The sequence below is a fragment of the Luteimonas wenzhouensis genome, from assembly GCF_007859305.1.
Lineage (GTDB): Bacteria > Pseudomonadota > Gammaproteobacteria > Xanthomonadales > Xanthomonadaceae > Luteimonas > Luteimonas wenzhouensis.
Genome location: NZ_VOHE01000002.1, coordinates 33,202 through 59,117 on the forward strand (window position 1 = coordinate 33,202; position 25,916 = coordinate 59,117).

The window sequence follows — 25,916 nt, forward strand, 5'->3', positions numbered from 1 at the left end:
CTGTCCCGGTCGGGCGGCCGCGCCCGGCGTGGCCAAGAAAGAGCCGCGGCGCATCACTGCGCCGCGGCGGAGTTCGGCTTTATCGGCGCAGGCCGAGTTTCTCGATCAGGGCCCTGTAGCGCGCCGGGTCCTTGCGATGCAGGTAGTCGAGCAGGCTGCGGCGGCGGTTGACCATCTGCAGCAGGCCGCGCCGGCTGTGGTGGTCCTTCTTGTGGGTCTTGAAGTGCTCGGTCAGGTGCACGATGCGGGCGGTGAGGAGAGCGACCTGGACTTCCGGCGAGCCGGTGTCGTTGGGACCGCGCGCGTGTTCCTGGATGATCTTGCTGTTGTCGATGGACATGGTTGCCTCGTAGTCGCGAAACCCGCAGACCCGGCGCGGCGTCCTGGACGCTGCGACGCACCGCGTGGTTCGTCGTGGATGACCGGGGCGCCACCGTGCGGCGACGGCCTGGCCGGTTCGAAAAGTGCTGGAAAAAGCCGGGGAAGTGTAGCCGCTCCGGGACGTCCGGACAAGGTCAGGCCGGCGAGCGGGCACTCGCCGCGGCCCAGCTGAACAGGCGCTGCGCCCGCAGCGTTCCGTCCTCCACCCGCCCCAGGCCCAGGGCGCGGCCGTCGGGGCCGTACACCGCCACGCTGCCGGACGGGTGGAACGGGCCGTCCACCGACTGCCCGCGGCCGAGCCGCCGGGCCTGGGCGGCGTCGAGCTCGACCGGCGGCCACGACGCCATGCCGCGCTCTATCGGCAGCAGGCAGGCCAGCAGGCTGCGCTCGCCCCGCGTCGCCAGCGCCTCGAGCTCCTCCAGGGTCCACATCCGCGGCTCCCTGAACGGGTCCACCCACAGCCGCCGCAGCTCGGCCACGTGGGCCCCGCAGCCCAGCGCCTCCCCCAGGTCCCGGACCAGGGCCCGGACGTAGGTCCCGGAGCCGCACTCCACGTGCAGGCGCAGCTGCGGCGGCACCCCGTGGAGGTCGTCGAGCAGATCGCCGGCCGACTGCAGGGTGAACTCGTGCACGTCCACCTCCCGCTCCTCCACCTCCACCAGCTCCCCGCGACGGGCCTTGGCATAGAGCGGCTCGCCGCCGCGCTTGAGCGCCGAATAGATCGGCGGCCGCTGGCGGATGCGGCCGGTCAGGCCGCGCAGGGCGGCATCGATGTCGGGGATCCGCAGCGGCGGCACCGGCCGCTCGCGCAGCGGTTGGCCCTCGGCGTCGTCGGTATCGGTCACCACGCCCAGGCGGGCCACCGTGTCGTAGGCCTTGCGCGCGCCGAGCAGGCCGCCGGCGATCTTGGTGGCCTCGCCGAAGCACACCGGCAGCAGGCCGGTGGCGAGCGGGTCCAGGCTGCCGGTATGGCCGGCCTTCTCGGCCCGGAACAGGTGGCGCACCCGCTGCAGGGCCTGGTTCGAACTCAGCCCGCGCGGCTTGTCGAGCAGCAGGAGGCCGTCGAGCTTCCTGAATTTCGTCCGGGGTCGTGGGGACATCGGGTCAGTGTACGTGGCCGCTGCCGGGCCGGGCCGGGCAGCACGCGGCGCGCGCGGCGCGGGCTCAGTCGGCCGGCCCGGGCCCCAGGTCGCGCAGCAGGGCGTCGATGCGTTCGCCGCGGTCGACCGAGTCGTCGTAATGGAAGTGCAGCTCCGGCACGTGCCGGAGCTTGACCAGGCGCGCGAGCCGGAAACGGATCTCCGGCGCGGCCGCCTTCAGCCCCTCGAGCGCCTCGCTCGCGCGCTCGGACTGCAGCGCGGTCACGAAGACCCTGGCGTGGGCCAGGTCGCGGGTGACCTCGACGTCGGAGACCGAGACCGAGGGCAACCCGTGCTCGGCCACCGCCTCGCGCACCAGGGTCCCGAGCTCCCTGCGGAGCTGGGCCGCGACCCGGTCGGTGCGATGGAATGACCTGTTCATCTGGTTCGGCTCCCGGTTGGGCGCGGGGACCGGCCGGCGGGCCGGGTCCCACCGGGACCCACGGCCACGCCCTCCGGTGCCGCCGGCGCCTACAGCGTGCGCTGCACCTCGATGCGTTCGAAGCACTCGATCTGGTCGCCCGGCTTGACGTCGTTGTAGGCCCGCACCGCGATGCCGCACTCGGTGCCGCTGCGGACCTCGTCGACGTTCTCCTTGAACCGCCGCAGCGATTCCAGCTCGCCCTCGAAGATCACGGTGTTGTCGCGCAGCACGCGGATCGGCTTGTTCCGCTTGACCACGCCCTCGACCACCATGCTGCCGGCCACGGCGCCGAACTTGGAGCTGCGGAACACCTCGCGGACCTCGGCGATGCCGATGATCTCCTCACGGATCTCCACGCCAAGCAGGCCGGACGCCACCTGCTTCACCTGGTCGATCACGTCGTAGATGATCGAGAAGTAGCGCAGGTCCAGGTTGTGGGTCTCGATCACCTTGCGGGCGGCCGCGTCGGCGCGGACGTTGAAGCCGATGATGGTCGCCTTCGCGGTCGCGGCGGCATTGGCGTCCGACTCGGTGATGCCGCCCACGCCGGCGACGATCACGTTGATGCGGATCTGCTCGTTGGACAGCCCGGTGAGGGCCTGGCGCAGCGCCTCCACCGACCCCTGGACGTCGGCCTTGATCACCAGGTTGAGCACCTGCTGGGCCTCGCCCTGGCCCATCTGGGCCATGATGTCCTCCATGCGGTTGCCCGCGGCCTGCACCAGGCGCAGTTCGCGGCGCTTGGCCTCGCGCTGCTGGGCGACCTCCTTGGCCAGGCGCTCGTCGTCGACGACCACGAAGTCGTCGCCGGCGTCGGGCACGCCCGACAGGCCCAGCACCTGCACCGGGATCGACGGGCCGGCCGACTTGACCTGGGATCCGGTCTCGTCGAACAGCGCGCGCACGCGGCCGTACTGCACGCCGCACACGAGGTAGTCGCCGCGCTCGAGCCGGCCCTGCTGCACCAGCACGGTCGCGACCGGGCCGCGGCCCTTGTCCAGCGACGATTCGATCACCGTGCCGGAAGCGCGGCCGTCGGCCACCGCCCGCAGTTCGAGCAGCTCGGCCTGGAGCGAGATCGCGTCGAGCAGTTCGTCCACGCCCTGCCCGGTCTTGGCCGACAGCTCCACCATCTGGGTGTCGCCGCCGTAGGTCTCGGCCACGACATCGTGGGCGAGCAGTTCGTTCTTGATCCGGTCGGGATCGGCGTCGGACTTGTCGACCTTGTTGATGGCCACGATCAGCGGCACGCCAGCCGCCCGGGCGTGCTGGATGGCCTCGATCGTCTGCGGCATGACGCCGTCGTCGGCCGCCACCACCAGCACCACGATGTCGGTCAGCTTGGCGCCGCGCGCGCGCATCGAGGCAAAGGCCGCGTGGCCCGGGGTGTCCAGGAAGCTGATGACGCCCTTGTCGGTTTCGACGTGGTAGGCGCCGATGTGCTGGGTGATGCCGCCGGCCTCGCCGGTGGCGATCTTCGTGCTGCGGATGTAGTCCAGCAGCGAGGTCTTGCCGTGGTCGACGTGGCCCATGATGGTGACCACCGGCGGACGCGGGACGGCTTCGCCCTGCACGTCCTCCACGTGCGCCAGCAGCTCGGACTCGGCGTCGTCGGGCTGGGCGGCGACCGCCTTGTGGCCGAGCTCCTCGACCACCAGCACCGCGGTGTCGTGGTCGATGGTCTGGGTGATGGTGGCCATCACGCCCATCTTGAACAGCGCCTTGACCACGTCGCCGCCCTTCATGGCCAGCTTCTGGGCCAGGTCGGCGACGGTGATCGCCTCGCCGATCGCCACCTCGCGCACGACCGGCGCGGTGGGGCGCTCGAAACCGTGCGGGCCGGCGCCGCTGCGCGACTGCTCGACCTGGCGGCGGGTCCTGGTCCTGGCGCGGCTGCTGCTGCGGCGCGCGCGGTCGGAGGCGCTCAGGTGAAGCTGGCCGGCGAAGCGCGCGGTGGTCTCGTCGTCCTCCACCCCGGCGACCATCGCGTGCGAACCGCGGCTGGGCTTGTGCCGGTGCCCGCCGCGCTCGTCGCGCGAGGGCTGCTTGGGATGGCCGTGGCCGCCGGCCTTGCGAGGCGCCGGTTCCTCCCCGGCCGGGGCAGCGGCGGCAGCGGCGGCCTCGGCTTCCTTGCGCTGGCGCTCGGCTTCCTCTTCCTGCCGCTTGCGCTCGGCCTCCTCGGCCCGGCGCCGGTCCTCCTCGGCCAGACGCCTCTGCTCCTCAAGGTTGCGCTGGCGCGACTCCTCGAGCTTGCGCAGGATCTCGGCCTGTTCCTCGTCCACCGGGCCGGTGGCCGCGGCCTGCCCGGCATCGGCCTCGAGCTCGGGCTTGACCAGGGTGACCTTCTTGCGCACCACCACGTCGACGGTCGACTTGTTCCGCCCGCCGCCCACGGTCAGTTCCTGCTTGCGCGTGCGGCTGAGGGTGATCTTCTTCGGTGCCGCCGCCTCGGCTGCCTTCCCTGCCTTGCCGTGCGTCCGGCGCAGGAAGCCAAGCAGCTTGACCTTCTCGGTGCTGGTGACGACCTGGTCCGGGTCGCTGAACTCCATGCCGGCCTCGGACAGCTGCTCCAGCAGCTTCTCCACCGGCGTGTTGACCAGGGCGGCGAGCTTGCGGATGGTGGTTTGTTGCGACATTCGGTTCCTATGCTCTGTTTGGCGCCCCCTCGCCGTGAGCAAGGGAAACGCGGATTCTAAGCCCTGAGCGAAGCAGGGCGGCGTTCATCGGGTGGTCATTCGCCGCGCTCCAGGCGTGCGATCTCCTCGGCGCGCGCGGCCAGGATCAGTGCCGCGGCGCGTTCGGCGTCCAGCCCGTCGATGCCGAATTCGGCCACTTCGTCCGCGCCCAGGTCGGACAGTTCCTCGCTGGTGCGCACCCCGTGCGCGGCCAACGCGTAGGCGGTCTCGTCGTCCATGCCCTCCAGCGCCAGCAGGTCCTCGGCGGGCGCGTTTTCGTCCAGCTCCTCCTCCACCGCGAGCGCGTCGTTGAGCAGCGCGTCGCGGGCGCGGGCGCGCAGCTCCTCGACGATGTCCTCGTCGAAGCCCTCCACCGCCAGCAGTTCGCCCACCGGCACGTAGGCGATCTCCTCGACCGTGTGGAACCCTTCGGCCACCAGGATGCCGGCGATCTCCTCGTCGACCTCCAGCTTCTCCTGGAACAGGGCGCGCGCGGCGGCCTGCTCGGCCTCCGACTTGGCGGTGACCTGCTCCTGGGTCATGACGTTGAGCTGCCAGCCGGTCAGGCGGCTGGCCAGGCGCACGTTCTGGCCGCCCTTGCCGATCGCCTGGGCCAGCTTGTCCTCGGCCACAGCCAGGTCCATCGAGTGCTTGTCCTCGTCGACCACGATCGACTGCACCTCGGCCGGCGCCATCGCGTTGATCACGAACTGGGCCGGGTTGTCCGACCACAGCACGATGTCCACGCGCTCGCCGTTGAGTTCGTTGCTCACCGCCTGCACGCGCGAGCCGCGCATGCCGATGCACGCGCCGATCGGATCGGTGCGGTTGTCGTAGGCGATCACCGCGATCTTGGCGCGGTCGCCGGGGTCGCGGGCGCAGGCCTTGATCTCGACCAGGCCCTGGCCGACCTCGGGCACCTCGAGCTTGAACAGCTCCATCATGAACTCGGGGGCGGCGCGGCTGATGAACAGCTGCGGGCCGCGCGGCTCGCTGCGCACGTCGTAGAGGTAGCCGCGGATGCGGTCGCCGGCGCGCACGATGTCGCGCGGGATCGCCTTGTCCTTGGGGATGAAGCCTTCGGCGTTGCCGCCGAGGTCAACGTAGACGTTGCCGCGCTCCACGCGCTTGACCACGCCGGTCACCAGCTCGCCGACGCGGTCCTTCCAGGCGTCCACGACCTGCTGGCGCTCGGCCTCGCGCACGCGCTGCACGATCACCTGCTTGGCGGCCTGGGCGGCGATGCGGCCGAAGTCGACGTTCTCGATCTGCTCCTCGATGTAGTCGCCGACTTCCACGCCCTCGACTTCCTCGATGGCGTCCATCAGGCGGATCTGGCGGTCGGGCGACTCCATGACCGCGTCGTCGGCCACCACTTCCCAGCGGCGGAAGGTCTCGTAGCTGCCGTCCTTGGGGTCGATCGCGACGCGCGTGAGCACGTCCTGGTCGGGATAGCGCTTCTTGGCGGCGGTGGCCAGCGCGGCCTCGATCGCCTCCAGGATCACCGATTCGGGTACGCCCTTCTCGTTGGCGACCGCGTCGACCACCAGCAACAACTCTTTGCTCATCTGTGTCTGACCTCTGAAATACCGCTCGATCCCATCACCAGGACGGGGCCTGGGCCCCGCCCTTCGGCCGCGCCCGCCGACACCCCGGCCGGCGCGTGCCCCGAATCCTCAATGCCGCGCCGGCTTCGCCGTGCGGGCCTTGCGCCCCGGCTTCCCGGGCTTCGCCTCGCCGGCCGGCGCCAGCCCCAGCGCCTCCCAGTCCGGCACCAGGCGCGCCTTGTCGATGTTCCCGGCCTCGACCGCGAACGGCTGGCCGTCGACCTCGAACTCGATCCGCTCGCCCTCGACCGCGACGATGGTGCCGGTCAGCCGCCGGCGCCCCTCCTGGGGCAGCTTCAGCCCGACCTTGGCCTTCTCGCCGACGAAGCGCGCGAACTGGGCCGGCGTGAACAGCGGCCGGTCCACGCCCGGCGAGGACACCTCCAGCGTGTAGTTGCCGGAGATCGGATCCTCGACGTCGAGCCGGGCCGACACCTCGCGGCTCACGGCCTCGCAGTCGTCGATCGTCACGTGGCGTGCACCGGCCTCGGCGTCGGGCACGTCCAGGTACAGCCGCAGCACCGCGCCGCCCGGGGCGGGCAGGTACTCGATGCCAAGCAGCTGCAGCCCCAGTGACTCCACCGTGGGCGCGAGCAGGGTGCCGATCTGTGTCGCCTTGTCCGTCACGTCCTCGTCCGTATCGCGCCCGTGCGGCCCGGAAAAAAACAAGGGGCCCGACGGGCCCCTTGTCCAGAATGTCCGGCCCTGCGGCCGGAGTTCGGCGCCGAGGCGAGCAGCCGCCTCGACAAGCCCGGTTTCCCGGCGCCCACTGGAAGCCTCAGCGCTTCCGGCGGCCCGGTGAAACTGGTAGCGGGGGCAGGATTTGAACCTGCGACCTTCGGGTTATGAGCCCGACGAGCTGCCAGACTGCTCCACCCCGCAGCAGAGACGCGAGATTATGGCGACACTCGGCGGTTTTGACAAGCCCGGTCGCGCCACCGGGCCTGAACCGCCCCCTGGGTCTCAGGCGAACGCGGCCTGGCACCAGGCCATGATCGGGTTCCACGCCAGGCCCAGGCCAAGCAGGGCCAGGGCGTTGACCGCGAACACCGCCTGCAGGGCGCCGCCGCGCACCACGATCGGCTCGCCGGCCGGCTGTTCGAAGTACATCACCTTGATCACGCGCAGGTAGTAGAACGCACCGATCACGGCGAACACCACGCCCACGATCGCCAGCCACAGCAGGTCGCCAACCAGCGCCGCGCGCAGCACCGCGACCTTGGCCCAGAAGCCCAGCAGCGGTGGCACGCCCGCCAGCGAGGCCATGACCAGCAGCACCAGCCCGGCCATCCACGGGCTGCGCGCGGCCAGGCCCCGGAAGTCCTCGATCCGGTCGGCCTCGAAGCCGCGGCGCGCCAGCAGCACGATCGCGCCGAACGCGGCCACCGACATGATCGCGTAGCTGATCGCGTAGAACATGGCCGCCGCGTAGCCCTCCTCCCCGCCCGCGGCCAGGCCCAGGAACAGGAAGCCGACGTGGGAGATGGTCGAGTAGGCCAGCATCCGCTTGAGGTTGGCCTGGGCGATGGCGAACAGGTTGCCGACCGCCAGCGAAACCGCGGCCAGCGCGGCCACCAGCACCTGCACCTGCTCGTGCGCCGGGCCGAGGCCGACGGCCAGCAGGCGCCAGGCCATGCCGAAGGCAGCCAGCTTCGGCGCCGAGCTGATGAACACCGTGATCGGCGTGGGCGCGCCGTGGTAGGTGTCGGGCAGCCACATGTGGAACGGCGCCGCGCCGAACTTGAACGCGATCCCCACCACCACGAACACGGTGCCGGTCAGCAGCAGCACCCGATCCTCGCCGGCCAGGCCGGTGGCCGCCACGCGGATCTGGCCCAGGTCCAGGGTCCCGGTGGCGCCGTAGACCAGGCTCATGCCGTAGAGCAGCAGGCCCGAGGCCAGTGAACCGAGCACGAAGTACTTCATTGCTGCCTCGGACGCCAGCGGGCTGTCACGGTCGGTGGCCACCAGCGCGTACGAACACAGCGCCAGCAGCTCCAGGCCCACGTAGACCATGGTCAGGTTGCCGGCCGAGACCAGCAGCATCATGCCGGCCACCGCGAACAGCACCAGCACGGCCACTTCGCCCTTGTACAGTCCGCGTTCGCGCAGGAACGGCCAGATGTAGGCCATCGAGGCGGCGCTGATCAGCAGGATGGCGAGCTTGAGCACGTCGGCGCCGTCGTCGCGCACGAACTTCCCGGCCAGGGTGGTTTCCTGCCCGCTGCCGACCCCGGCCCAGACCATCGCGGCGGCGACCAGCATGATCGCGATCGCCAGCGCGTGGGTCACCACCCGGCGGCGGTCGTCCAGGAACAGGTCGAGCATCAGCAGCGCGAACCCGCCGAACACCACCACCAGCTCGGGGGCCAGCGGCGCGATCTCGGCGAAGGAACGGACGGGTGGCGCGGGAAACATGGCAGCGGTCATCGCGTGCGGGTCCTCAAAGCTTGCTCGCGGCGAGGTGGGTCGCCAGCTGGGCGATCGCCGGATCCATCAGCTCCACCAGCGGCCTGGGCCAGACGCCGATCAACAGGGTGCCGGCGGCGAACACGCCCAGCACGATCCATTCGCGGGCGTTGATGTCGCGCAGCTGCGCGACGTGGGCGTTGGCGACTTCGCCGAACATGATCCGCCGCACCATCCACAGCGTGTAGGCCGCGCCGATGATCAGCGTCAACGCGGCGACGAAGGCGATCAGCGGGTGGTGCTGGAAGCTGGCCAGGACCACCATGAACTCGCCCACGAAGCCGGAGGTGCCCGGAAGGCCCGAGTTGGCCATCGCGAACAGCACCATGAAGAAGGTGAACCAGGGCATGACGTTGGCGACGCCGCCGTAGTCCTTGATCATGCGCGTGTGCATGCGGTCGTAGAGCACGCCCACGCAGGAGAACATTGCGCCGGAGATGAAGCCGTGCGAGATCATCTGCACCATCGCGCCCTGCAGGCCGAGGCGCGCGGCGTCCTCGCCGCCGCTCACGTCGCGGATCAGGGCGAAGGCGATGAAGGTGCCCAGGGTCACGAAGCCCATGTGCGACACCGACGAATAGGCGATCAGCTTCTTCATGTCCTGCTGGACCAGCGCCACCAGGCCCACGTACACCACCGCGATCAGCGACAGCGCGATCAGCAGCCAGGCCCATTCGTGGCCGGCGTCGGGGGTGATCGGCAGGCTGAAGCGCAGGAAGCCGTAACCGCCGATCTTGAGCATGATCGCGGCCAGGATCACCGAGCCGCCGGTCGGCGCCTCGACGTGCGCGTCCGGCAACCACGTGTGCACCGGGAACATCGGGATCTTCACCGCGAACGCGGCGAGGAACGCGAGGAACAGCCACATCTGCTCGGTCGAGGTGAGCGGCAGCGCGTACAGGTCGGGCAACTGCCAGCTGCCGCCCTTCAGGTACAGGTACACCAGGGCGACCAGCATGAAGATCGAGCCCAGGAACGTGTACAGGAAGAACTTGATCGACGCATACACTCGCCGCGGGCCGCCCCAGACGCCGATGATGATGAACATCGGGATCAGCATGGCCTCGAAGAACACGTAGAACAGCAGCGCGTCCACGGCGCAGAACACGCCGACCATCAGGCCTTCGAGGATCAGCATCGAGGCGTAGTACTGGTTGACCCGCCGGTCGATGGAGGTCCATGCGCCCACCAGCACCAGCGCCGTGGTCAACGTGGTCAGGATGATCAGCGCGATCGAGATGCCGTCAACGCCCAGGTGGTACTGGATGTCGTAGGCGGGGATCCACGCGGCGCGCTCGACGAACTGCATGCCGGCCACCGCCGGGTCGAACGCGGTGAACAACGGCACGCTGAGCGCGAACACCGCGATCGCGACGATGAGCGAGGTCCAGCGTGCGGCCCGCGCGCGGTTGTCGCCGAGCGCGAGCACGGCGGCGCCGCCGACGATCGGCAGCCAGATCAGGAGACTGAGAAGAGGCCAGTTCTGCACGGGGTCAGGTCCAATGGCGAATCAGCACGGCCAGGAGCACGATCAGGCCGACGATCATCGCGAACGCGTAGTGGTAGAGGTAACCGGTCTGCATGCGCCGCACCAGCCCGGCGGTGAAGCCGACCAGGCGCGCGGCACCGTTGACGAACAGTCCGTCGATCAACCTGGTATCGACCTCGCGCGAGCCGCGGCCCAGCAGCAGGCCCCCGCCGGCGAAGCCCTTGATCCACAGGTCGTCCATGCCGTACTTGTTCTCGAGGATGCGGATCGGCAGGCGCAGCGCATGCGCCACCTTCGCCGGCAGCCCCGGGCGCCAGATGTACATCAGCGTGGCGAGCAGGAAGCCGGCCAGCACCAGCCAGAACGCCGGGGCGACGAAGCCGTGCAGGGCGAACGCGGTCGGTCCGTGCCACAGCGCTTCCTTCAGGCGCGCCATCACGTCGTGTTCGCCCAGCACCTGGATCGCGTTGCCGAAGAACGGCGCGGCGTCGTGGTGGCCGGTCCAGTCGGTGCCGAACAGCATCGGCCCGGCGGTGAAGAAGCCGACCAGGATCGAGGGAATCGCCAGCAGCACCAGCGGCACCGTCACCACCCACGGCGACTCGCGGGGCTCGTGCGGGCCATGGTGACCGTGGGCGTCGCCGGGGTGCGCGTCGTCGCCATGGTCGTCATGCACCGCGTGGCGGAAGCGCTCCTCGCCGAAGTAGGTCAGGTACAGCAGGCGGAAGCTGTAGAACGAGGTCACGAACGCACCCAGCAGCACCGCCCAGTAGGCGTAGCTGCCGATCCAGCCGGCGCGCCCGGCGCCGAGCTTGGCCGCCTCGATGATCACGTCCTTGGAATAGAAGCCGCTGAAGAACGGCGTGCCGACCAGGGCGAGCGTCCCGATCACGCTGGTCCAGAACGTGACCGGCATGTACTTGCGCAGGCCGCCCATCTTGCGCATGTCCTGCTCGTGGTGCATGCCGATGATGACCGAGCCGGCGGCCAGGAACAGCAGCGCCTTGAAGAACGCGTGGGTCATCAGGTGGTAGACCGCGGCCGAGTACGCGGACACGCCGAGCGCGACGGTCATGTAGCCCAGCTGCGACAGCGTGGAGTACGCGACCACCCGCTTGATGTCGTTCTGCACCATGCCGATCAGGCCGGTGAAGAAGGCAGTGGTGGCGCCGATGAACAGCACGAAGTTGAGCGCGGTCACGCTCAGCTCGAACACCGGCGACATGCGCGCGACCATGAAGATGCCCGCGGTCACCATGGTGGCGGCGTGGATCAGCGCCGAGATCGGGGTCGGGCCTTCCATCGAGTCGGGCAGCCACACGTGCAGCGGCACCTGGGCGGACTTGCCCATCGCGCCGATGAACAGGCAGATGCAGATCAGCGTCGCCGCCGACCATTCAAATCCGTTCACGACCTGGAGCGTCTTGCCATCGAGCACCTGGCCGGCGCTGGCGAACACGTCGGCGTAGTCGAGCGTGTCGAAGTACCAGAACACGGCGGCGATGCCGAGCAGGAAGCCGAAGTCGCCGACGCGGTTCACCAGGAACGCCTTGAGGTTGGCGAACACCGCGCTCGGACGCTTGAACCAGAACCCGATCAGCAGGTACGACACCAGGCCGACCGCTTCCCAGCCGAAGAACAGCTGCAGGAAGTTGTTCGACATCACCAGCATCAGCATCGAAAACGTGAACAGGCTGATGTAGGCGAAGAAGCGCTGGTAGCCGGGGTCCTCGGCCATGTAGCCGATCGTGTACACGTGCACCAGCAGCGAGACGAAGGTCACCACCACCATCATCATCGCGGTCAGCCGGTCGACCATGAAGCCGACGTGCGCGGAGTACTTGCCGACCTCGAAGAACGTGTACACGTTCTGGTTGTACGCGGCCGCGTCCTGGCAGACGAGCTGGTAGAGCACGTAGCAGGAGAACGCGCAGCTCAGCGCGACCCCCAGGATGGTCACCGTGTGCGCGCCGGCGCGCCCGACCTGGCGGCCGAAGAAGCCGGCCACGATCGCGCCCAGCAGCGGTGCCAGCACGATGATCAGCAGGTGGGTTGTGGAAATCGCCATGTCTGGTCCGTTACCTGTCTACGTATGCCGCCCTGTCCGCCTTCCCCGCCGGGCGTCGCGCTGGCGGCCTGCCGCCGCGCGCGCCCCGGTTCCGGTTGCCACCCGCCCGGCCTTGCCGCGGCCGGGCGTCCGCCCCGCGTCGCCATCATCCCTTCAGCGTGTCGATCTCGGCGACGTTGATCGTGCTGCGGTTGCGGAACAGCGTCACCAGGATGGCCAGGCCGATCGCGGCCTCGGCCGCGGCCACCGTGAGGATGAAGAACACGAAGATCTGCCCCGCCTCGTCGCCGAAGTGCCGCGAGAACGCGATGAAGTTGACGTTCACCGCCAACAGCATCAGCTCGATCGACATCAACAGGATGATGACGTTCTTGCGGTTGAGGAAGATGCCGGCCACGCTGATGCAGAACAGCACCGCGCCCAGCGCCAGGTAGTGGCCCAGTCCCAGGCCCTGTCCGAGGAATTCCATTACTGTCGCGCCTCCCCGCCGGTTGCGTCGTCGCCGTGCTTCTCGGCCGGCATGCTCACCATGCGCAGGCGGTCGGCCGCGCGCACCCGCGCCTGCTCGGCCGGGTTCTGGTGCTTGGTCCCGGGCCGGCGGCGCAGGGTCAGCGCCACCGCCGCGATCACCGCCACGGTCAGGATCAGTGCGGCGACCTCGAACGGGAGCAGGAAATCGGTGAACAGGCGCCGGGCCACCCAGGCCACGTTGTTACCGCCGGACGCGTCGACCGCGTCGACGCCGAAGGGCACCGTCCGCGCCCTGACCCCGATCAGGGTCAGCATCTCCACCAGCATCACCACCGCCACCAGCAGCCCCACGGGCAGGTAGCGCACGTATCCCTCGCGCAGCGGCGCCACGTCCACGTCCAGCATCATCACCACGAACAGGAACAGCACCATCACCGCGCCAACGTAGACCAGGATCAGGGCGACCCCGAGGAACTCGGCGCCGGCCAGGATCCAGGTGCAGGCCACGGTGAAGAACGTCAGCACCAGGAACAGCGCGGCGTGCACCGGGTTCCTGACGCTGATCACCGCGCCGGCCGAGGCGACGGCCACGGCGGCGAAGGCGAGGAAGGCAAGCAGGGCAAGATCCATGGTCGGTCGCTTATCGGTAGGCGGCGTCGGCCGCGCGGCGCTCGGCGATCTCCGCCTCGAGGCGGTCGCCGATCGCCAGCAGCTTCGGCTTGGTGAGGATGTTCTCGCCGCGGTTCTCGAAGTGGTATTCGTGGACGTGGGTCTCGACGATCGAGTCCACCGGGCACGACTCCTCGCAGAATCCGCAATAGATGCACTTGAACAGGTCGATGTCGTAGCGCGTGGTGCGACGGGTACCGTCCTCGCGCGGCGCCGAATCGATGGTGATCGCCAGCGCCGGGCACACCGCCTCGCACAGCTTGCAGGCGATGCAGCGCTCTTCCCCGTTGGGGTAGCGGCGCAGCGCGTGCAGCCCGCGGAAGCGCGGCGACTGCGGCGTCTTCTCCATCGGGTACATCAGCGTGTACTTGGGACGGAACAGGTACTTCAACGTCAGCCCCAGCCCCCGGAGCATCTCCAGCAGCAACAGGCTGCGCAGCCATGATACGAACTTGCCCATCACGCGCCCGCCTCGAACAGGCCGAAATACGCCATCAACGCCACCACCGCGATCCAGGCGATGCTCAACGGGATGAAGACCTTCCAGCCCAGCCGCATGATCTGGTCGTAGCGGTAGCGCGGGAACGAAGCCCGGAACCAGATGAAGCAGCTGGCGAAGAAGAACATCTTCAGAAACAGCCACCACCAGCCGTCGCCCAGCACCACCCGCAGCACGGGGACGTCGGGGATCCACGCGGCCGGGACCGGCGACAGCCAGCCGCCGAGGAAGAAGATCGCGGTCAGGATGCTGACCAGGATCATGTTGGCGTACTCGGCCAGGAAGAACAGCGCGAACGCCGACCCGGAGTACTCCACCATGTGCCCGGCCACGATCTCCGACTCACCCTCCACCACGTCGAACGGCGCGCGGTTGGTCTCGGCCACGCCGGACACGAAGTAGATGACGAACAGCGGCAGCATCGGCAGCCAGAACCACTCGAACAGGCCGGCGTCGCCCGACTGCGCCATCACGATCTCGCTCAGGTTCAGGCTGCCCGCGCCGACCATCACCCCGACCAGGGCGAAGCCCATCGCGATCTCGTAGCTCACCACCTGGGCAGCCGAGCGCATCGCGCCAAGGAAGGCGTACTTCGAGTTGGAGGCCCAGCCAGCCAGGACCACGCCGTAGACGCCCAGCGAGGTCATCGCCAGCAGGTACAGCAGGCCCGCGTTGGCGTTGGACAGCACCAGCTTCGCGTCGAACGGCACCACCGCCCAGGCGGCGAACGCCGGCGCGAGTGTGATCAGCGGCGCCAGCACGTACAGCGACTTATGCGCGCTGCTGGGGCGGATGACCTCCTTGAACAGGAGCTTGAACACGTCGGCAAAGGCCTGCAGCACGCCCCAGCCCACGTACATGGGCCCGTGGCGCACGTGCATCCAGCCGATCAGCTTGCGTTCCCAGACCACGTAGAAGGCCACCGCCACGATCACCGGCACGGCGATCGCGAGGATCTTCAGCACGATCCACAGCGCCACGCCGACCGGCCCGAGCGAGGCCAGCCAGTCATGCAGCGGCGCGGTCCAGGCCGACAGCAGCGTCGCGGTATTGGTCGCGCTCATGCCGCCTCCACCTTGACCCTGCCCGCGCCCAGCGCAGCGGTCGCGCCGTGCCCGGACTCGACCCAGGCACAGCCCGGCGCCACCCGCGGGTTCACGTTGACCGGCAGCGTGGCGATGCCGGCGGCGCCGGCCACCTTCGCCATCGCGCCGTCACCCACGCCGGCGGCGGCGGCATCATCCGGATGCAGGCTGACCCGCGGGCCCACGTTCAGCGGGTGGGCCTGCAGCGCCTGCGCGCGGCGCACCAGCGCGTCGACCCGGTAGATCGCCTGCGACACGGCCAGCTCCAGGCCTTCGCCGGACGCCTGCGCTGCGGCCTGGCCCGGCCGCGGCGACGGGGTGCGCGCCTGCATGCCCTGGCGCACGCCGGCCAGGTCGGTGAAATCGAACCCGGGCAGCTGCAGCGCACCGCCAAGGGCGCGCAGCACCGCCCAGCCCTGGCGCGCCTCGCCCGGAAGCCGGCCCGCGGCTACCGCGCGCTGGTCGCGGCCATCGAGGTTGGTCATCGTCGCGTCGTTCTCGAACAGGGTGGCGATCGGCAGGATCACGTCGGCCACGCGCCGGGTCGACTGGCAGGCGAAGTGGCTGAACGCCACTACCTGGGCCGCGCCCAGCGCCCTCATCGCGGCAGCCTGGTCGGCGAAGTCCAGTCCCGGCTCGATGCCGTACACCAGGTAGGCGCCGCGCGGCTGGGCCAGCATCGCCGCGGCGTCGAGCCCCGAGGGCAGCACGCCGTGGCGGGCCAGGCCGAGCGCGTTGGCGCCCTGCGGGATGCGGCACAGCGCCGCGCCGGTGGCGCGGGCGAAGGCGGCCGCCGCGGCGCGGACCGCGCTCGCGTGCGGGCCGTTCTCGGCCACCGCGCCCACGATCACGGCGACGCTGCCGGCGCCGCGCACGGCATCGGCCAGCTCCGCCGAGGCGAGCGCGTCGGCCATCCCCGACGGCGGCACGATCGCCTTGCTGGCGATGTCGAAGGTGAACTCGAAATCGACCGGGCCGACCACGTGCACCTTCGCGCCGCGGCGCCAGGCCTTGCGCACGCGCTGGTGCAGCAGCGGCACCTCGTGGCGCAGGTTGGAGCCGACGATCACGATCGCATCGGCGTTCTCGATGTCCGCCACCGGCATCGCGAACGGCTCGGCCACGGCGCCGTCGGACAGGTCGTGCTGGCCGATGCGGTGGTCGATGTTGCCGGTGCCCAGGCCCTCGGCCAGGCGCGCCAGCAGCGCACCCTCTTCGTTCGAGGTCGCCGGGTGGACCAGCACGCCGAGGTTGTCGGCGCCGTTCTCGCGCAGGATCTGCGCCGCCTTGGCCAGCGCCTCGTCCCAGCTCGCCTCGCGCCAGTCGCCGTCGTCGCCGTTGGAGGCCACGCGCAGCAACGGCTTGAGCGCGCGGTCGGCGGCGTACAGGCCCTGGTGCGAGTAGCGGTCGCGGTCGGACAGCCAGCACTCGTTGACCGCGTCGTTGTCGCGCGGCACCGCGCGCATCACCTCGCCGCGGCGCATGTGCAGGAACAGGTTGCTGCCGAGCGCGTCGTGGACGCCCAGCGACTCGCGCGCGATCAGCTCCCACGGGCGGGCGCGGAAGCGGAACACCTTGTTGGTGAGCGCGCCCACCGGGCACACGTCGATCACGTTGCCCGACAGCTCGGTGGTCAGCGGCTTGCCGTCGTAGGTGCCGATCTGCAGGTTCTCGCCGCGCCACATGCCGCCCAGCTCGTAGGTCCCGGCGATCTCGGCGGTCACGCGGATGCAGCGCGTGCAGTGGATGCAGCGCGTCATCTCGGTGGCCACCAGCGGCCCGAGATCCTCGTCGGCGACCACCCGCTTGCGCTCCACGAAGCGGCTGACCGAGCGGCCGTAGCCCAGCGACAGGTCCTGCAGTTCGCACTCGCCGCCCTGGTCGCAGATCGGGCAGTCGAGCGGATGGTTGATCAGCAGGAACTCCATCACGTTGCGCTGCGCCTGCAGGGCCTTGTCGTTGCGGGTGAAGACCTTCAGGCCGTCCATGACCGGGGTCGCGCAGGCCGGCGACGGCTTGGGCGCCGGACGGCCACCCACCTCGGTGTCGACCAGGCACATGCGGCAGTTGGCCGCGATCGACAGCTTGTCGTGGTAGCAGAAGCGCGGGATCGGGATGCCGGCCTTGTCCGCGGCCTGGATGATCATCGACCCCTTGGGCGCCGCCAGCTCGACCCCGTCGATGAAGACGGTGACGTGGTCGGGCGGCAGGTTCGGGTTCACCGGTTGCGCGCTCATGCCAGCGCCTCCGCGGGCCGGGCCAGCGTGCCTGCGAGCTCGTCGTCGACGTAGAAGCGCTTGTTCACGATGGCGTATTCGAATTCATGCCAGAAGTGGCGCAGGAAGCCCTGCACCGGCCAGGCCGCCGCCTCGCCGAAGGCGCAGATGGTGTGGCCCTCGATCTGCCCGGCCGCGGCGCGCAGCATGTGCAGGTCGTCGAGCGTCGCCTCCATGTTCGCGATGCGGGTGAGCATGCGGTACATCCAGCCGGTGCCCTCGCGGCACGGGGTGCACTGGCCGCAGCTTTCCTTGAAGTAGAAGCGCGCGATGCGCTGGCAGGCGCGCACCATGCAGGTGGTGTGGTCCATGACGATGACCGCGCCCGAGCCCAGGCCGGAACCGGCCTTCTGGATCGCGTCGTAGTCCATGGTCAGGCCCATCATCACCTCGCCCGGCAGCACCGGCATCGACGATCCGCCGGGGATCACGCCCTTGATGCGGTTGCCGTCGCGCATGCCGCCGGCCATCTCCAGCAGCTCGGAGAATGGGGTGCCCAGGCGGATCTCGTAGTTGCCCGGGCGGTTCACGTGGCCGGACACCGAGAAGATCTTGCAGCCGCCGTTGTTGGGCTTGCCCAGGTTCATGAACCACTCGGGCCCGTTGCGCACGATCGCCGGCACCGAGGCGAAGGTCTCGGTATTGTTGATCGTGGTCGGCTTGCCGTAGAGGCCGAAGTTGGCCGGGAACGGCGGCTTGTAGCGCGGCTGCCCCTTCTTGCCCTCCAGCGACTCCATCAGCGCGGTTTCCTCGCCGCAGATGTAGGCGCCGGCGCCCAGGGCGTTGTAGATGTCGATGTCCACGCCCGAACCGAGGATGTTCTTGCCCAGCCAGCCGTGCTTGTAGGCCTCGGCCAGGGCTTCCTCGATGTGCTCGAACGGCTCGTGGTGGAACTCGCCGCGCAGGTAGTTGTAGCCCACGCTCGCGCCGGTGGCGTAGCAGGCGATCGCCATGCCCTCGATCACCGCGTGCGGGTTGTAGCGCAGGATGTCGCGGTCCTTGCAGGTGCCCGGCTCGGACTCGTCGGAGTTGCAGAGGATGTACTTCTGCATCTCGCCCTTGGGCATGAAGCTCCACTTCAGCCCGGTCGGGAAGCCCGCGCCGCCGCGGCCGCGCAAGCCCGACTGCTTGACCATCTCGATCACGTCGGCCGGCGGGATCTTCTCCGTCAGCACCTTGCGCAGCGCCTGGTAGCCGCCGGTCTTGAGGTAGTTCTCATACGACCACGGCTTGTCGAAATGCAGCGTGGTGTAGACGGCCTGGTGTTCCTTCGGCGCGGGGCCGACGGGGCCGTAGCCTTCCGAGTAGTGCGAATGACCCGCCATTTACTTCAGCCCGTCCAGCAGCTCGTCCACCTTCTCGGGGGTGAGCTTCTCGTGGTAATGCCCGTTGATCACGACCACCGGCGCGCCGCAGCAGGCGGCCACGCACTCCTCCTCGCGCTTGAGGTAGACGCGCCCGTCGGCGGTCGACTCGCCGAGCTTGCAGCCCAGCTTCCTCTCGGCGTGCGCGACCAGCTCCTCGGCGCCGTTGAGCCAGCAGCTGATGTTGGTGCAGAAGGCGACGTTGTTGCGGCCGACCTCGCGGGTCTCGAACATCGTGTAGAAGGTCGCGACCTCGTACGCCCACACCGGCGGCAGGTCGAGGTACCTGGCGACCGCCGCGATCAGCTCGTCGGTCAGGTAGCCCTGGTTCTGCTGCTGCGCGGCGTGCAGCGCCTGGATCACGGCCGAGCGCTTGCGGTCCGGCGGGAACTTGGCCACCCAGTGGTCGATGTGCGCGCGGGTCGCGTCGCTCAGCACGACCATCGGGTCGACGTTGCGCGCGTTCTCGAAGTTGCCTGTCGCTTTCATCGCCTGCCTTACCTGTCGATTTCGCCGAACACGATGTCGTAGGTGCCGATCATCGCCACCACGTCCGACAGCATGTGCCCCTTCACGATCTCGTCCATGGAAGACAGGTGCGCGAAGCCGGGCGCGCGCAGGTGCACGCGGAACGGCTTGTTGGCGCCGTCGCTGACCAGATAGCAGCCAAACTCGCCCTTGGGCGCCTCGACCGCGGCGTAGGTCTCGCCGGCGGGCACGCAGTAACCTTCCGAGAACAGCTTGAAGTGGTGGATCAGCGCTTCCATGTCGGTCTTCATCTCCTCGCGCGAGGGAGGAGCGACCTTGTAGTTGTCCACCATCACCGGGCCGGGGTTGGCCCGCAGCCACTTCACGCACTGCTCGATGATCCTGGTGGATTCGCGCATCTCGGCCATGCGCACCAGGTAGCGGTCGTAGCAGTCGCCGTTGACGCCGACCGGGATGTCGAACTCGACCTGGTCGTACTTCGCGTACGGCTGCTTCTTGCGCAGGTCCCAGGCGACGCCCGAGCCGCGCAGCATCGGCCCGGTCATGCCCCAGGCCAGCGCCTGCTCCGGCGGGATCACGCCGATGCCGACGGTGCGCTGCTTCCAGATGCGGTTGTCCGTGAGCAGGGTCTCGTACTCGTCGATGCGGGACGGGAAGTCCCTGGCGAACGCCTCGAGGTAGTCGAGCATCGAGCCCTCGCGCCACTCGTTGAAGCGCTTGAGCTTCGCACCCTTGCGCCACGGCGACTCGCGGTACTTCGGCATGCGTTCGGGCAGGTCGCGGTAGACGCCGCCCGGGCGGTAGTAGGTCGCGTGCATGCGCGCGCCCGACACCGCCTCGTACACGTCCATCAGCTCCTCGCGCTCGCGGAAGGCGTACAGGAACACCGCCATCGCGCCCAGGTCGAGGGCGTTGGACCCGACCCACATCAGGTGATTCAGGATCCGCGTCACCTCGTCGAAGAGCGTGCGGATCCACTGCGCGCGCTCCGGCGCCTCGATCCCCATCAGGGTCTCGATCGCGCGCACGTAGGCGTGCTCGTTGCACATCATCGACACGTAGTCGAGGCGGTCCATGTAGCCGATCGACTGGTTGAACGGCTTGGACTCGGCCAGCTTCTCGGTGCCGCGGTGGAGCAGGCCCACGTGCGGGTCGGCGCGACGCACCACCTCGCCTTCCATCTCCAGGATCAGCCGCAGCACGCCGTGCGCGGACGGATGCTGGGGCCCGAAGTTCATCGTGTAGCTGCGGATCTCCTGACCGGCACCAGCCTGCTGCTGGGGATCCTGCGGTACTGCGTTCATCGGTCGCCTCCGGCGCGGCGCGCCATCTGCTCGGCGGCCGCGGTCAGGTAGCGCGCGTCGTCGCGGATCACGCGCGGCACGTTCACGCGCGGCTCCACCGAGGTCACCGGCTCGTAGACCACGCGCTTTTTCTCCGCGTCGTAGCGCACCTCGACGTTGCCGATCAGCGGGAAGTCCTTGCGGAACGGATGGCCGATGAAGCCGTAGTCGGTGAGGATCCGGCGCAGGTCGGGGTGGCCCTCGAACACGATGCCGTACAGGTCGAACGCCTCGCGCTCGAACCAGTTGGCGACCGGCCACACGGGAGTGAGCGAGGACACCGCCGGCAGGTCGTCTGCGGGCGCGAAGCAGGTCACGCGCAGGCGCCGGTTGTGCTGCACCGAGAGCAGCTGGGCGACCGCGGCGAAGCGCCGCTGCGGCACCGGGATCGCGCCCACGCCGTCCGGATCGTCGAGCTGCTGCGAAGGCGACTCGCCGAAGCGGAAGCGGCCCGGGCCCTTGCCCTCGACGCCGCGACTGAAGCCTTCGGACGAGGCCTCGGTATCCCACTCGTCGGTGCCGTAGCCCAGGTAGTCGACACCGCACAGGTCGATCAGCGACTCGAACCCGAACTCGTCACGCAGCGCGCGGCAGGTGTCGAGCCAGTCCCCGGCAGTGGTGATGCCCACTTCGCCGCGCGGCATCGCGACGGTGACGTCCGCGCCGGGGAAGCGTTCGCGCAGCCGGTCGGCGAACGCGGTGGCGGTTTCCCTGGAGACCTGCTCAGCCATTGCGCAGCCCCGTCTTCTCATCGCCGAAGTTGGTCGCGCGGCGGATCTTCTTCTGCAGCTGCAGGATGCCGTAGACCAGGGCCTCGGCCGTGGGCGGGCACCCCGGCACGTAGACGTCCACCGGCACCACGCGGTCGCAGCCGCGCACCACCGCGTAGGAGTAGTGGTAGTAGCCGCCGCCGTTGGCGCAGCTGCCCATCGAGATCACCCACTTCGGGTCGGGCATCTGGTCGTAGACCTTGCGCAACGCCGGGGCCATCTTGTTGACCAGGGTGCCGGCCACGATCATCACGTCGGCCTGGCGCGGCGACGGGCGGAACACCACGCCGTAGCGGTCCAGGTCCAGGCGCGCCGCGCCGGCATGCATCATCTCGACCGCGCAGCAGGCCAAGCCGAAGGTCACCGGCCACATCGAGCCGGTCCGCGCCCAGTTCAGGAGCACGTCGGTGCTCGTGGTGAGGAAGCCGTGCTCGAGCAGCGGGTTCTCGCCCTCGGGGCGCAGGATGTCGTCGAGCCGGCCTTCCGGCAGCGGGTTGCTCGCCGAGTCGGCCAGGCCGCGGATCGCCCGGATCACTCCCATTCAAGCGCTCCCTTCTTCCACACGTAGATGAACCCGAGCAGCAGCATGCCGACGAAGATGCCCATCTCGATCAGGCCCAGCGGCCCGAGCTCGCGGAACACCGTCGCCCACGGCACGATGAAGATGATCTCGAGGTCGAAGATGATGAACTGGATCGCGATCAGGTAGTAACGCACGTCGAAGCGCATGCGCGCGTCTTCGAACTCGGAGAAGCCGCACTCGTACGGCGAGAGCTTCTCGGGCGTGGGGCGCTTGGGGCCCAGCAGGTTTCCGAGGATCAGCAGGGCGATGCCGATACCGGAAGCCACGATCAGGAACAGCAGGGTCGGCAGGTATTCGGCCAGCACTCGTTGTTCTCTCGACTACTTGCCGCGTCGCCGCGGCCGTTGCTGGCGCGCCGCCGGGGCGACGCGCCGGAAAAAAAGGATTGGTGCCCAAGGGGGGACTCGAACCCCCACGACCGAAGCCGCTACCACCTCAAGGTAGTGCGTCTACCAATTCCGCCACCTGGGCAAAAAATCCAATGCCGCCGCATGCATGCGCTTCGCGGCAGCGCGCAATTGTAAGCCTTCCTACGGCGTTTGAGCAGCAGGGTCGGACTCGCCTTCGCCTGCAACCGGCTCACTTTCGGAAGGCGCGGCCGGAACGGCCTGTTCCTGCGCCGGAACAGCCGGCACATCGGGCGCGGCGGCCTCCGGCACGGCGGGCACCGCCAGCGCGCCCGGCGCCGCCGGCGCGGCCGGCACCTGGGACATCACGCCCAGGTCGGCCCCGGCCGTCGGGTCGGTGGCCTGACGGGTCGCGTACCAGGCCATGAACAGCGTAATCCCGAAGAACGCGATCGCGAGCCACTTGGTGGCCTTGGTCAGGAAGCTGGCCGACCCGCGCGCCCCGAACACGGTGGCCGATGCGCCACCGCCGAAGCCCGAGCCGGCGGCGGCCCCGGCGCCGCGCTGCATGAGGATCAGCGCGATCATCGCGATCGCGACCAGGACGAAGAGGACGTTGAGGGTGACCAGCAGCATTGCGACGTACTCGGGGGAAGGCTTGCGGGTCCGGCTCAGCGGGCCGCCGCGCGGACGATGCCGAGGAAATCCCCGGCCACCAGCGAGGCGCCGCCGATCAGGCCACCGTCGATGTCCGCCTGGGCGAACAGTTCGGCGGCGTTGGCCGGCTTCACGCTGCCGCCGTAGAGGATCGGCAACGAATCCGCGATTCTAGCATCCCGCCCGGCCACCTGGCCACGGATGAAGGCGTGCACCTCCTGGGCCTGCTCCGGGGTGGCAGTGCGGCCGGTGCCGATCGCCCAGACCGGCTCGTAGGCCACCACCGCGCCGGCGAACCGGGCCACGCCCGCCAGCTCGAGGACCGGCTCCAGCTGCGAGGCGATGACCTCGCAGGTCCGCCCGGCCTCGCGCTCCTCCAGGGTCTCGCCCAGGCACAGGATCGGCACCAGCCCGGCGTTGGAGGCGGCGAGGAACTTCCGGGCCACCAGCTCGCTGCTCTCGTGGTGGTAGCGGCGGCGCTCGGAATGGCCGACCAGGCCGTAGCGCGCGCCCACGTCCACGAGCATGCGCGCCGACACCTCGCCGGTGTAGGCGCCCTCCTCGTTGTGGCTGACGTCCTGCGAGCCGAACGAGACCGGATAGGCCTCGAAGTCCTCGATCAGGTCGCCCAGGTAAGGCAGCGGCGGCAGCACCACGACGTCCACGCCGTCCACCGGCAGCGCCGCGACCACCTCGGTGAGCAGCGACGTCGCGAAATCGCGGGTTCCGTGCAGCTTCCAGTTTCCGGCGACGATCCTGCGGCGCATCCACCGACTCCGTAATCAAGGACGAGGCGCGGAGGATAGCCGATCCGCTCCCTGCCCGGCCTGTGTGGCGAGTTCAGTCCAGGGCCGGCGCGGACCAGGCGCGGTGGTCGTCGAGCCGCGCGGCATGTCCGGCCGCGGCGCGCAGCGGCAGGTCGGCGGCCTCGCGCCGCAGCAGGTGCCGGCGCAGCGCATCGCGCGCCGGGCCGGTCCACTCCTCGCGCCAGGCGCAGTGGCGGCCGTCGGCGACATCGCCGTGGTAGCCCAGGTTCCCGGCCGCGCCCAGCGCCGCGTAGACCTCGGCCGCCGCCAGCGCCGAGAGCTGGCCGTGGCGGGCCCCGAGCCAGTCGACGTGGGGGTTGTCGAGCACCAGCAGGCCGCGCGGGGCGACCAGCGCGAGCACCGCGTGCTGATCGATCGCCAGCCGCCAGGGGGCCTGCGCGAACGGCGCGAAGCCGTCGCCCAGCCAGGGCTGTTCGCCCCAGGCGCTGGCCGGCGACTGCGCCCCGCCCTCGCCCGCGGCACGCCAGACCGGCACCCCGCCGGTCCCGGACTCGATCGGGATGGTGAGCGCGATGCGCGGGTCGAACGCGCCCGCCGCCAGCGCGCCCTTGCCCCAGCGCGAGCAGCCGGTCACCGCCACCGCGTCCGCGCGCAGCAGCGCATCGTGGGCGGCGATCACGTCGACCAGGCGGCTCACGCCCCAGGCCCAGGCCATGAGCGTGCCCGTGGCGTCCATCGCCCCGTCATGGAGCGTGTAGAAGGCGCCGCGGCGCTCGCGCGAGGTGCCGGTTTCCGCGCCCACCTGGGTGGCATCGAAATCGATCCGGGCGATGCCCTCGGCCTCGAGCAGGGCGTCGTCGACGCCCGCCACGCCGCCGACCACGATGATGGCCGGATGCGGGCCCGGGCCCGGTGGCAGGCGCAGCCGGGCCCCGAACTCGGCTTCGCGCCCGCCCTGCACCACCCGGACCGTGATCCGGCCGCCCTCGATCCGGCCCTCGACCCGCTCCGGTCCGGGCCCGCGCGTGCCGTACACCTGGGCCTGCGCGGTGGCCTGGAGCGTGCGCCGCTGGCACGGCCACTGCGCGCGCGACGCCACCCGGCTGCCGTCGGGCCGCAGGAACGGGTCGGGGAGCCCGGCCTGGTCCACGGGCGCCAGCACCGCGCCGCAGCCGGGGTCATCCATGGCGTCGGCGCCCGTGGCCATGCCCGCTCCGGAGCCGCCCGCGACGGCCGGCGGCACCAGGGCCAGCAGGACCACCAGCGCCGGAAGGGTTCGGAACCTGGCCATCGCGTCGTCTCCCTCGGGCATGCAGGCCGGCATCATGCCAGCCCGCACGCCATGCGACGCAACGCTCCGTGCCTATTTCAGCTTGATCTCGCGCAGCCGCTGCTCGAGGAACGCGTGCGCGGTGATCGGCTCGGGATACCGGCTCGGGTTGTCCGGTGTGATGCACGAGGGCAGCACGTCGATCAGGAAGTCCGGGTTCGGGTGCAGGAAGAACGGCACCGAGTAGCGCGGCTTGCGCGCTTCCTCGCCCGGCGGATTCACCACCCGGTGGATCGTCGACGGATACACGTGGTTGGTCAGGCGCTCGAGCATGTCGCCGATGTTGACCACGATGGTGTCGCCCTCTGAGGTGAACGGCACCCACTCGCCCTTGTGCGACTGCACCTCCAGGCCCGCGGTGGAGGCGCCCACCAGCAGGGTGATGAAGTTGATGTCGCCGTGCGCGCCGGCGCGCACGTTGGGGATGTCGTCGGCGGTGATCGGCGGATAGTGGATCGGGCGCAGGATCGAGTTGCCGAAGTCGGTCTTGTCGGCGAAGTAGTCCGCCGGCAGGCCGATGTGCAGCGCCAGCGCCGACAGCACCCGCGAGCCGAGCGCGTCGAGCGCGTTGTACAGCGCCAGGCCGTGCTCGCGGAACTCCGGCACCTCGGCCGGCCACACGTTCGGCGGCATCACGTCGCGGTACTTCGAGTCGCGCGGCAGCTCGCGGCCGATGTGGTAGAACTCCTTGAGGTCGTAGTGCTTCGAGCCCTTCGCCGTCTCCACGCCGAACGGCGTGTAGCCGCGGGCGCCGCCCTGGCCGGGGATGTGGTAGCGGTGCTTGACCTCCTCGGGCAGCGCGAAGAAGCGCCGGAACGCCTCGTAGGCGTCGTCGATCAGCGACTGGGGGATGCCGTGGTGGCTGATGCCCGCGAAACCCCACTCGCGGTAGGCGGCGCCCAGCTCGGCCACGAAGGCGTCGCGGTCGCTGTCGTAGCGGCGGATGTCGAGGGTCGGGATCCTGGAACTCATGGTGGTGTCCTGCAACTGCCGGCGCGCATGCCAATTGGGCCA

23 protein-coding genes, 2 tRNA genes and 2 pseudogenes are annotated in these 25,916 nt (G+C 69.8%); all 27 read right to left on the bottom strand.

The genetic code is table 11. The features are described from left to right. Positions 1-79: 79 nt before the first annotated feature. The 27 genes and pseudogenes from rpsO to FQY79_RS03685 all read right to left on the bottom strand — a co-directional run bounded on the left by rpsO (position 80) and on the right by FQY79_RS03685 (position 25,874). Positions 80-340: a 30S ribosomal protein S15 gene (gene rpsO, locus FQY79_RS03560; RefSeq protein ID WP_146310900.1), complete on the bottom strand. Its 261-nt coding sequence runs from the start codon at positions 338-340 to the stop codon at positions 80-82. A 175-nt stretch (positions 341-515) separates the two neighbouring features. Further along, complete coding sequence (truB, locus tag FQY79_RS03565; protein ID WP_146310902.1) at positions 516-1,481, bottom strand: tRNA pseudouridine(55) synthase TruB; 966 nt, start codon at positions 1,479-1,481, stop codon at positions 516-518. A gap of 64 nt (positions 1,482-1,545) precedes the next feature. After that, complete coding sequence (rbfA, locus tag FQY79_RS03570; protein WP_146310904.1) at positions 1,546-1,902, bottom strand: 30S ribosome-binding factor RbfA; 357 nt, start codon at positions 1,900-1,902, stop codon at positions 1,546-1,548. 89 nt (positions 1,903-1,991) lie between these two features. Beyond that, positions 1,992-3,788: pseudogene (infB, locus tag FQY79_RS03575) on the bottom strand (translation initiation factor IF-2); the annotation flags it as partial. 45 nt (positions 3,789-3,833) lie between these two features. After that, positions 3,834-4,580, bottom strand: a pseudogene (locus tag FQY79_RS15870) (translation initiation factor IF-2); the annotation flags it as partial. A 95-nt stretch (positions 4,581-4,675) separates the two neighbouring features. After that, positions 4,676-6,187, bottom strand: coding sequence for a transcription termination factor NusA (gene nusA / locus FQY79_RS03580; RefSeq protein ID WP_146310908.1), 1,512 nt, complete (start codon positions 6,185-6,187; stop codon positions 4,676-4,678). Between the two features lie 108 nt (positions 6,188-6,295). Continuing rightward, a complete protein-coding gene (rimP, locus tag FQY79_RS03585; RefSeq protein ID WP_146310910.1) occupies positions 6,296-6,853 on the bottom strand; it encodes a ribosome maturation factor RimP in 558 nt (185 codons plus the stop codon). A 178-nt stretch (positions 6,854-7,031) separates the two neighbouring features. Then, a tRNA-Met gene (locus tag FQY79_RS03590) sits at positions 7,032-7,108 on the bottom strand. Positions 7,109-7,189: 81 nt separating this feature from the next. Further along, positions 7,190-8,644, bottom strand: coding sequence for an NADH-quinone oxidoreductase subunit NuoN (gene nuoN, locus FQY79_RS03595; RefSeq protein WP_246123022.1), 1,455 nt, complete (start codon positions 8,642-8,644; stop codon positions 7,190-7,192). Positions 8,645-8,669: 25 nt separating this feature from the next. Beyond that, complete coding sequence (locus FQY79_RS03600; protein ID WP_146310914.1) at positions 8,670-10,184, bottom strand: NADH-quinone oxidoreductase subunit M; 1,515 nt, start codon at positions 10,182-10,184, stop codon at positions 8,670-8,672. A gap of 4 nt (positions 10,185-10,188) precedes the next feature. Next, positions 10,189-12,252: an NADH-quinone oxidoreductase subunit L gene (gene nuoL, locus FQY79_RS03605; RefSeq protein ID WP_146310916.1), complete on the bottom strand. Its 2,064-nt coding sequence runs from the start codon at positions 12,250-12,252 to the stop codon at positions 10,189-10,191. Between the two features lie 145 nt (positions 12,253-12,397). Then, positions 12,398-12,721 carry an NADH-quinone oxidoreductase subunit NuoK gene (gene nuoK, locus FQY79_RS03610; RefSeq protein ID WP_146310918.1) on the bottom strand — a complete coding sequence of 108 codons (324 nt, stop codon included), beginning with the start codon at positions 12,719-12,721 and terminating at the stop codon, positions 12,398-12,400. After that, positions 12,721-13,353 carry an NADH-quinone oxidoreductase subunit J gene (locus FQY79_RS03615; protein WP_146310920.1) on the bottom strand — a complete coding sequence of 211 codons (633 nt, stop codon included), beginning with the start codon at positions 13,351-13,353 and terminating at the stop codon, positions 12,721-12,723. Before FQY79_RS03615 ends, nuoK begins: the two co-directional genes overlap by 1 nt. Positions 13,354-13,363: 10 nt before the next feature. Continuing rightward, positions 13,364-13,852, bottom strand: a complete 489-nt coding sequence (nuoI, locus tag FQY79_RS03620; protein WP_146310922.1) for an NADH-quinone oxidoreductase subunit NuoI — start codon at positions 13,850-13,852, stop codon at positions 13,364-13,366. After that, positions 13,852-14,955, bottom strand: a complete 1,104-nt coding sequence (gene nuoH, locus FQY79_RS03625; RefSeq protein ID WP_146310924.1) for an NADH-quinone oxidoreductase subunit NuoH — start codon at positions 14,953-14,955, stop codon at positions 13,852-13,854. The genes nuoI and nuoH overlap by 1 nt, the downstream gene beginning before the upstream one ends. Continuing rightward, positions 14,952-17,213 carry an NADH-quinone oxidoreductase subunit NuoG gene (gene nuoG / locus FQY79_RS03630; protein ID WP_146310926.1) on the bottom strand — a complete coding sequence of 754 codons (2,262 nt, stop codon included), beginning with the start codon at positions 17,211-17,213 and terminating at the stop codon, positions 14,952-14,954. The genes nuoH and nuoG overlap by 4 nt, the downstream gene beginning before the upstream one ends. Further along, a complete protein-coding gene (gene nuoF, locus FQY79_RS03635; RefSeq protein ID WP_146310928.1) occupies positions 17,210-18,577 on the bottom strand; it encodes an NADH-quinone oxidoreductase subunit NuoF in 1,368 nt (455 codons plus the stop codon). The genes nuoG and nuoF overlap by 4 nt, the downstream gene beginning before the upstream one ends. Then, positions 18,578-19,105, bottom strand: coding sequence for an NADH-quinone oxidoreductase subunit NuoE (gene nuoE / locus FQY79_RS03640; RefSeq protein WP_146310930.1), 528 nt, complete (start codon positions 19,103-19,105; stop codon positions 18,578-18,580). Positions 19,106-19,113: 8 nt separating this feature from the next. Next, on the bottom strand, positions 19,114-20,409 hold the full coding sequence (locus FQY79_RS03645; protein WP_146310932.1) for an NADH-quinone oxidoreductase subunit D: 1,296 nt from the start codon (positions 20,407-20,409) through the stop codon (positions 19,114-19,116). Beyond that, positions 20,406-21,179 (bottom strand): NADH-quinone oxidoreductase subunit C, encoded by a 774-nt coding sequence (locus FQY79_RS03650; protein WP_146310934.1) that lies wholly within the window; start codon positions 21,177-21,179, stop codon positions 20,406-20,408. The genes FQY79_RS03645 and FQY79_RS03650 overlap by 4 nt, the downstream gene beginning before the upstream one ends. After that, positions 21,172-21,759, bottom strand: coding sequence for a NuoB/complex I 20 kDa subunit family protein (locus FQY79_RS03655; RefSeq protein WP_146310936.1), 588 nt, complete (start codon positions 21,757-21,759; stop codon positions 21,172-21,174). Before FQY79_RS03655 ends, FQY79_RS03650 begins: the two co-directional genes overlap by 8 nt. Then, a complete protein-coding gene (locus FQY79_RS03660; RefSeq protein WP_146310938.1) occupies positions 21,750-22,106 on the bottom strand; it encodes an NADH-quinone oxidoreductase subunit A in 357 nt (118 codons plus the stop codon). Before FQY79_RS03660 ends, FQY79_RS03655 begins: the two co-directional genes overlap by 10 nt. Before the next feature lie 81 nt (positions 22,107-22,187). Continuing rightward, positions 22,188-22,272 (bottom strand) — tRNA-Leu (locus FQY79_RS03665). 59 nt (positions 22,273-22,331) lie between these two features. Further along, positions 22,332-22,784, bottom strand: a complete 453-nt coding sequence (secG, locus tag FQY79_RS03670) for a preprotein translocase subunit SecG (RefSeq protein WP_146310940.1) — start codon at positions 22,782-22,784, stop codon at positions 22,332-22,334. A gap of 35 nt (positions 22,785-22,819) precedes the next feature. Continuing rightward, positions 22,820-23,572, bottom strand: a complete 753-nt coding sequence (gene tpiA / locus FQY79_RS03675; protein ID WP_146310942.1) for a triose-phosphate isomerase — start codon at positions 23,570-23,572, stop codon at positions 22,820-22,822. Between the two features lie 73 nt (positions 23,573-23,645). Beyond that, the gene (locus FQY79_RS03680) at positions 23,646-24,863 is read right to left on the bottom strand and encodes a glucuronyl esterase domain-containing protein (RefSeq protein WP_186759747.1); all 1,218 of its coding nucleotides are present in this window, start codon (positions 24,861-24,863) and stop codon (positions 23,646-23,648) included. Between the two features lie 72 nt (positions 24,864-24,935). Further along, positions 24,936-25,874 carry an isopenicillin N synthase family dioxygenase gene (locus FQY79_RS03685; protein ID WP_146310944.1) on the bottom strand — a complete coding sequence of 313 codons (939 nt, stop codon included), beginning with the start codon at positions 25,872-25,874 and terminating at the stop codon, positions 24,936-24,938. Positions 25,875-25,916: the final 42 nt, after the last annotated feature.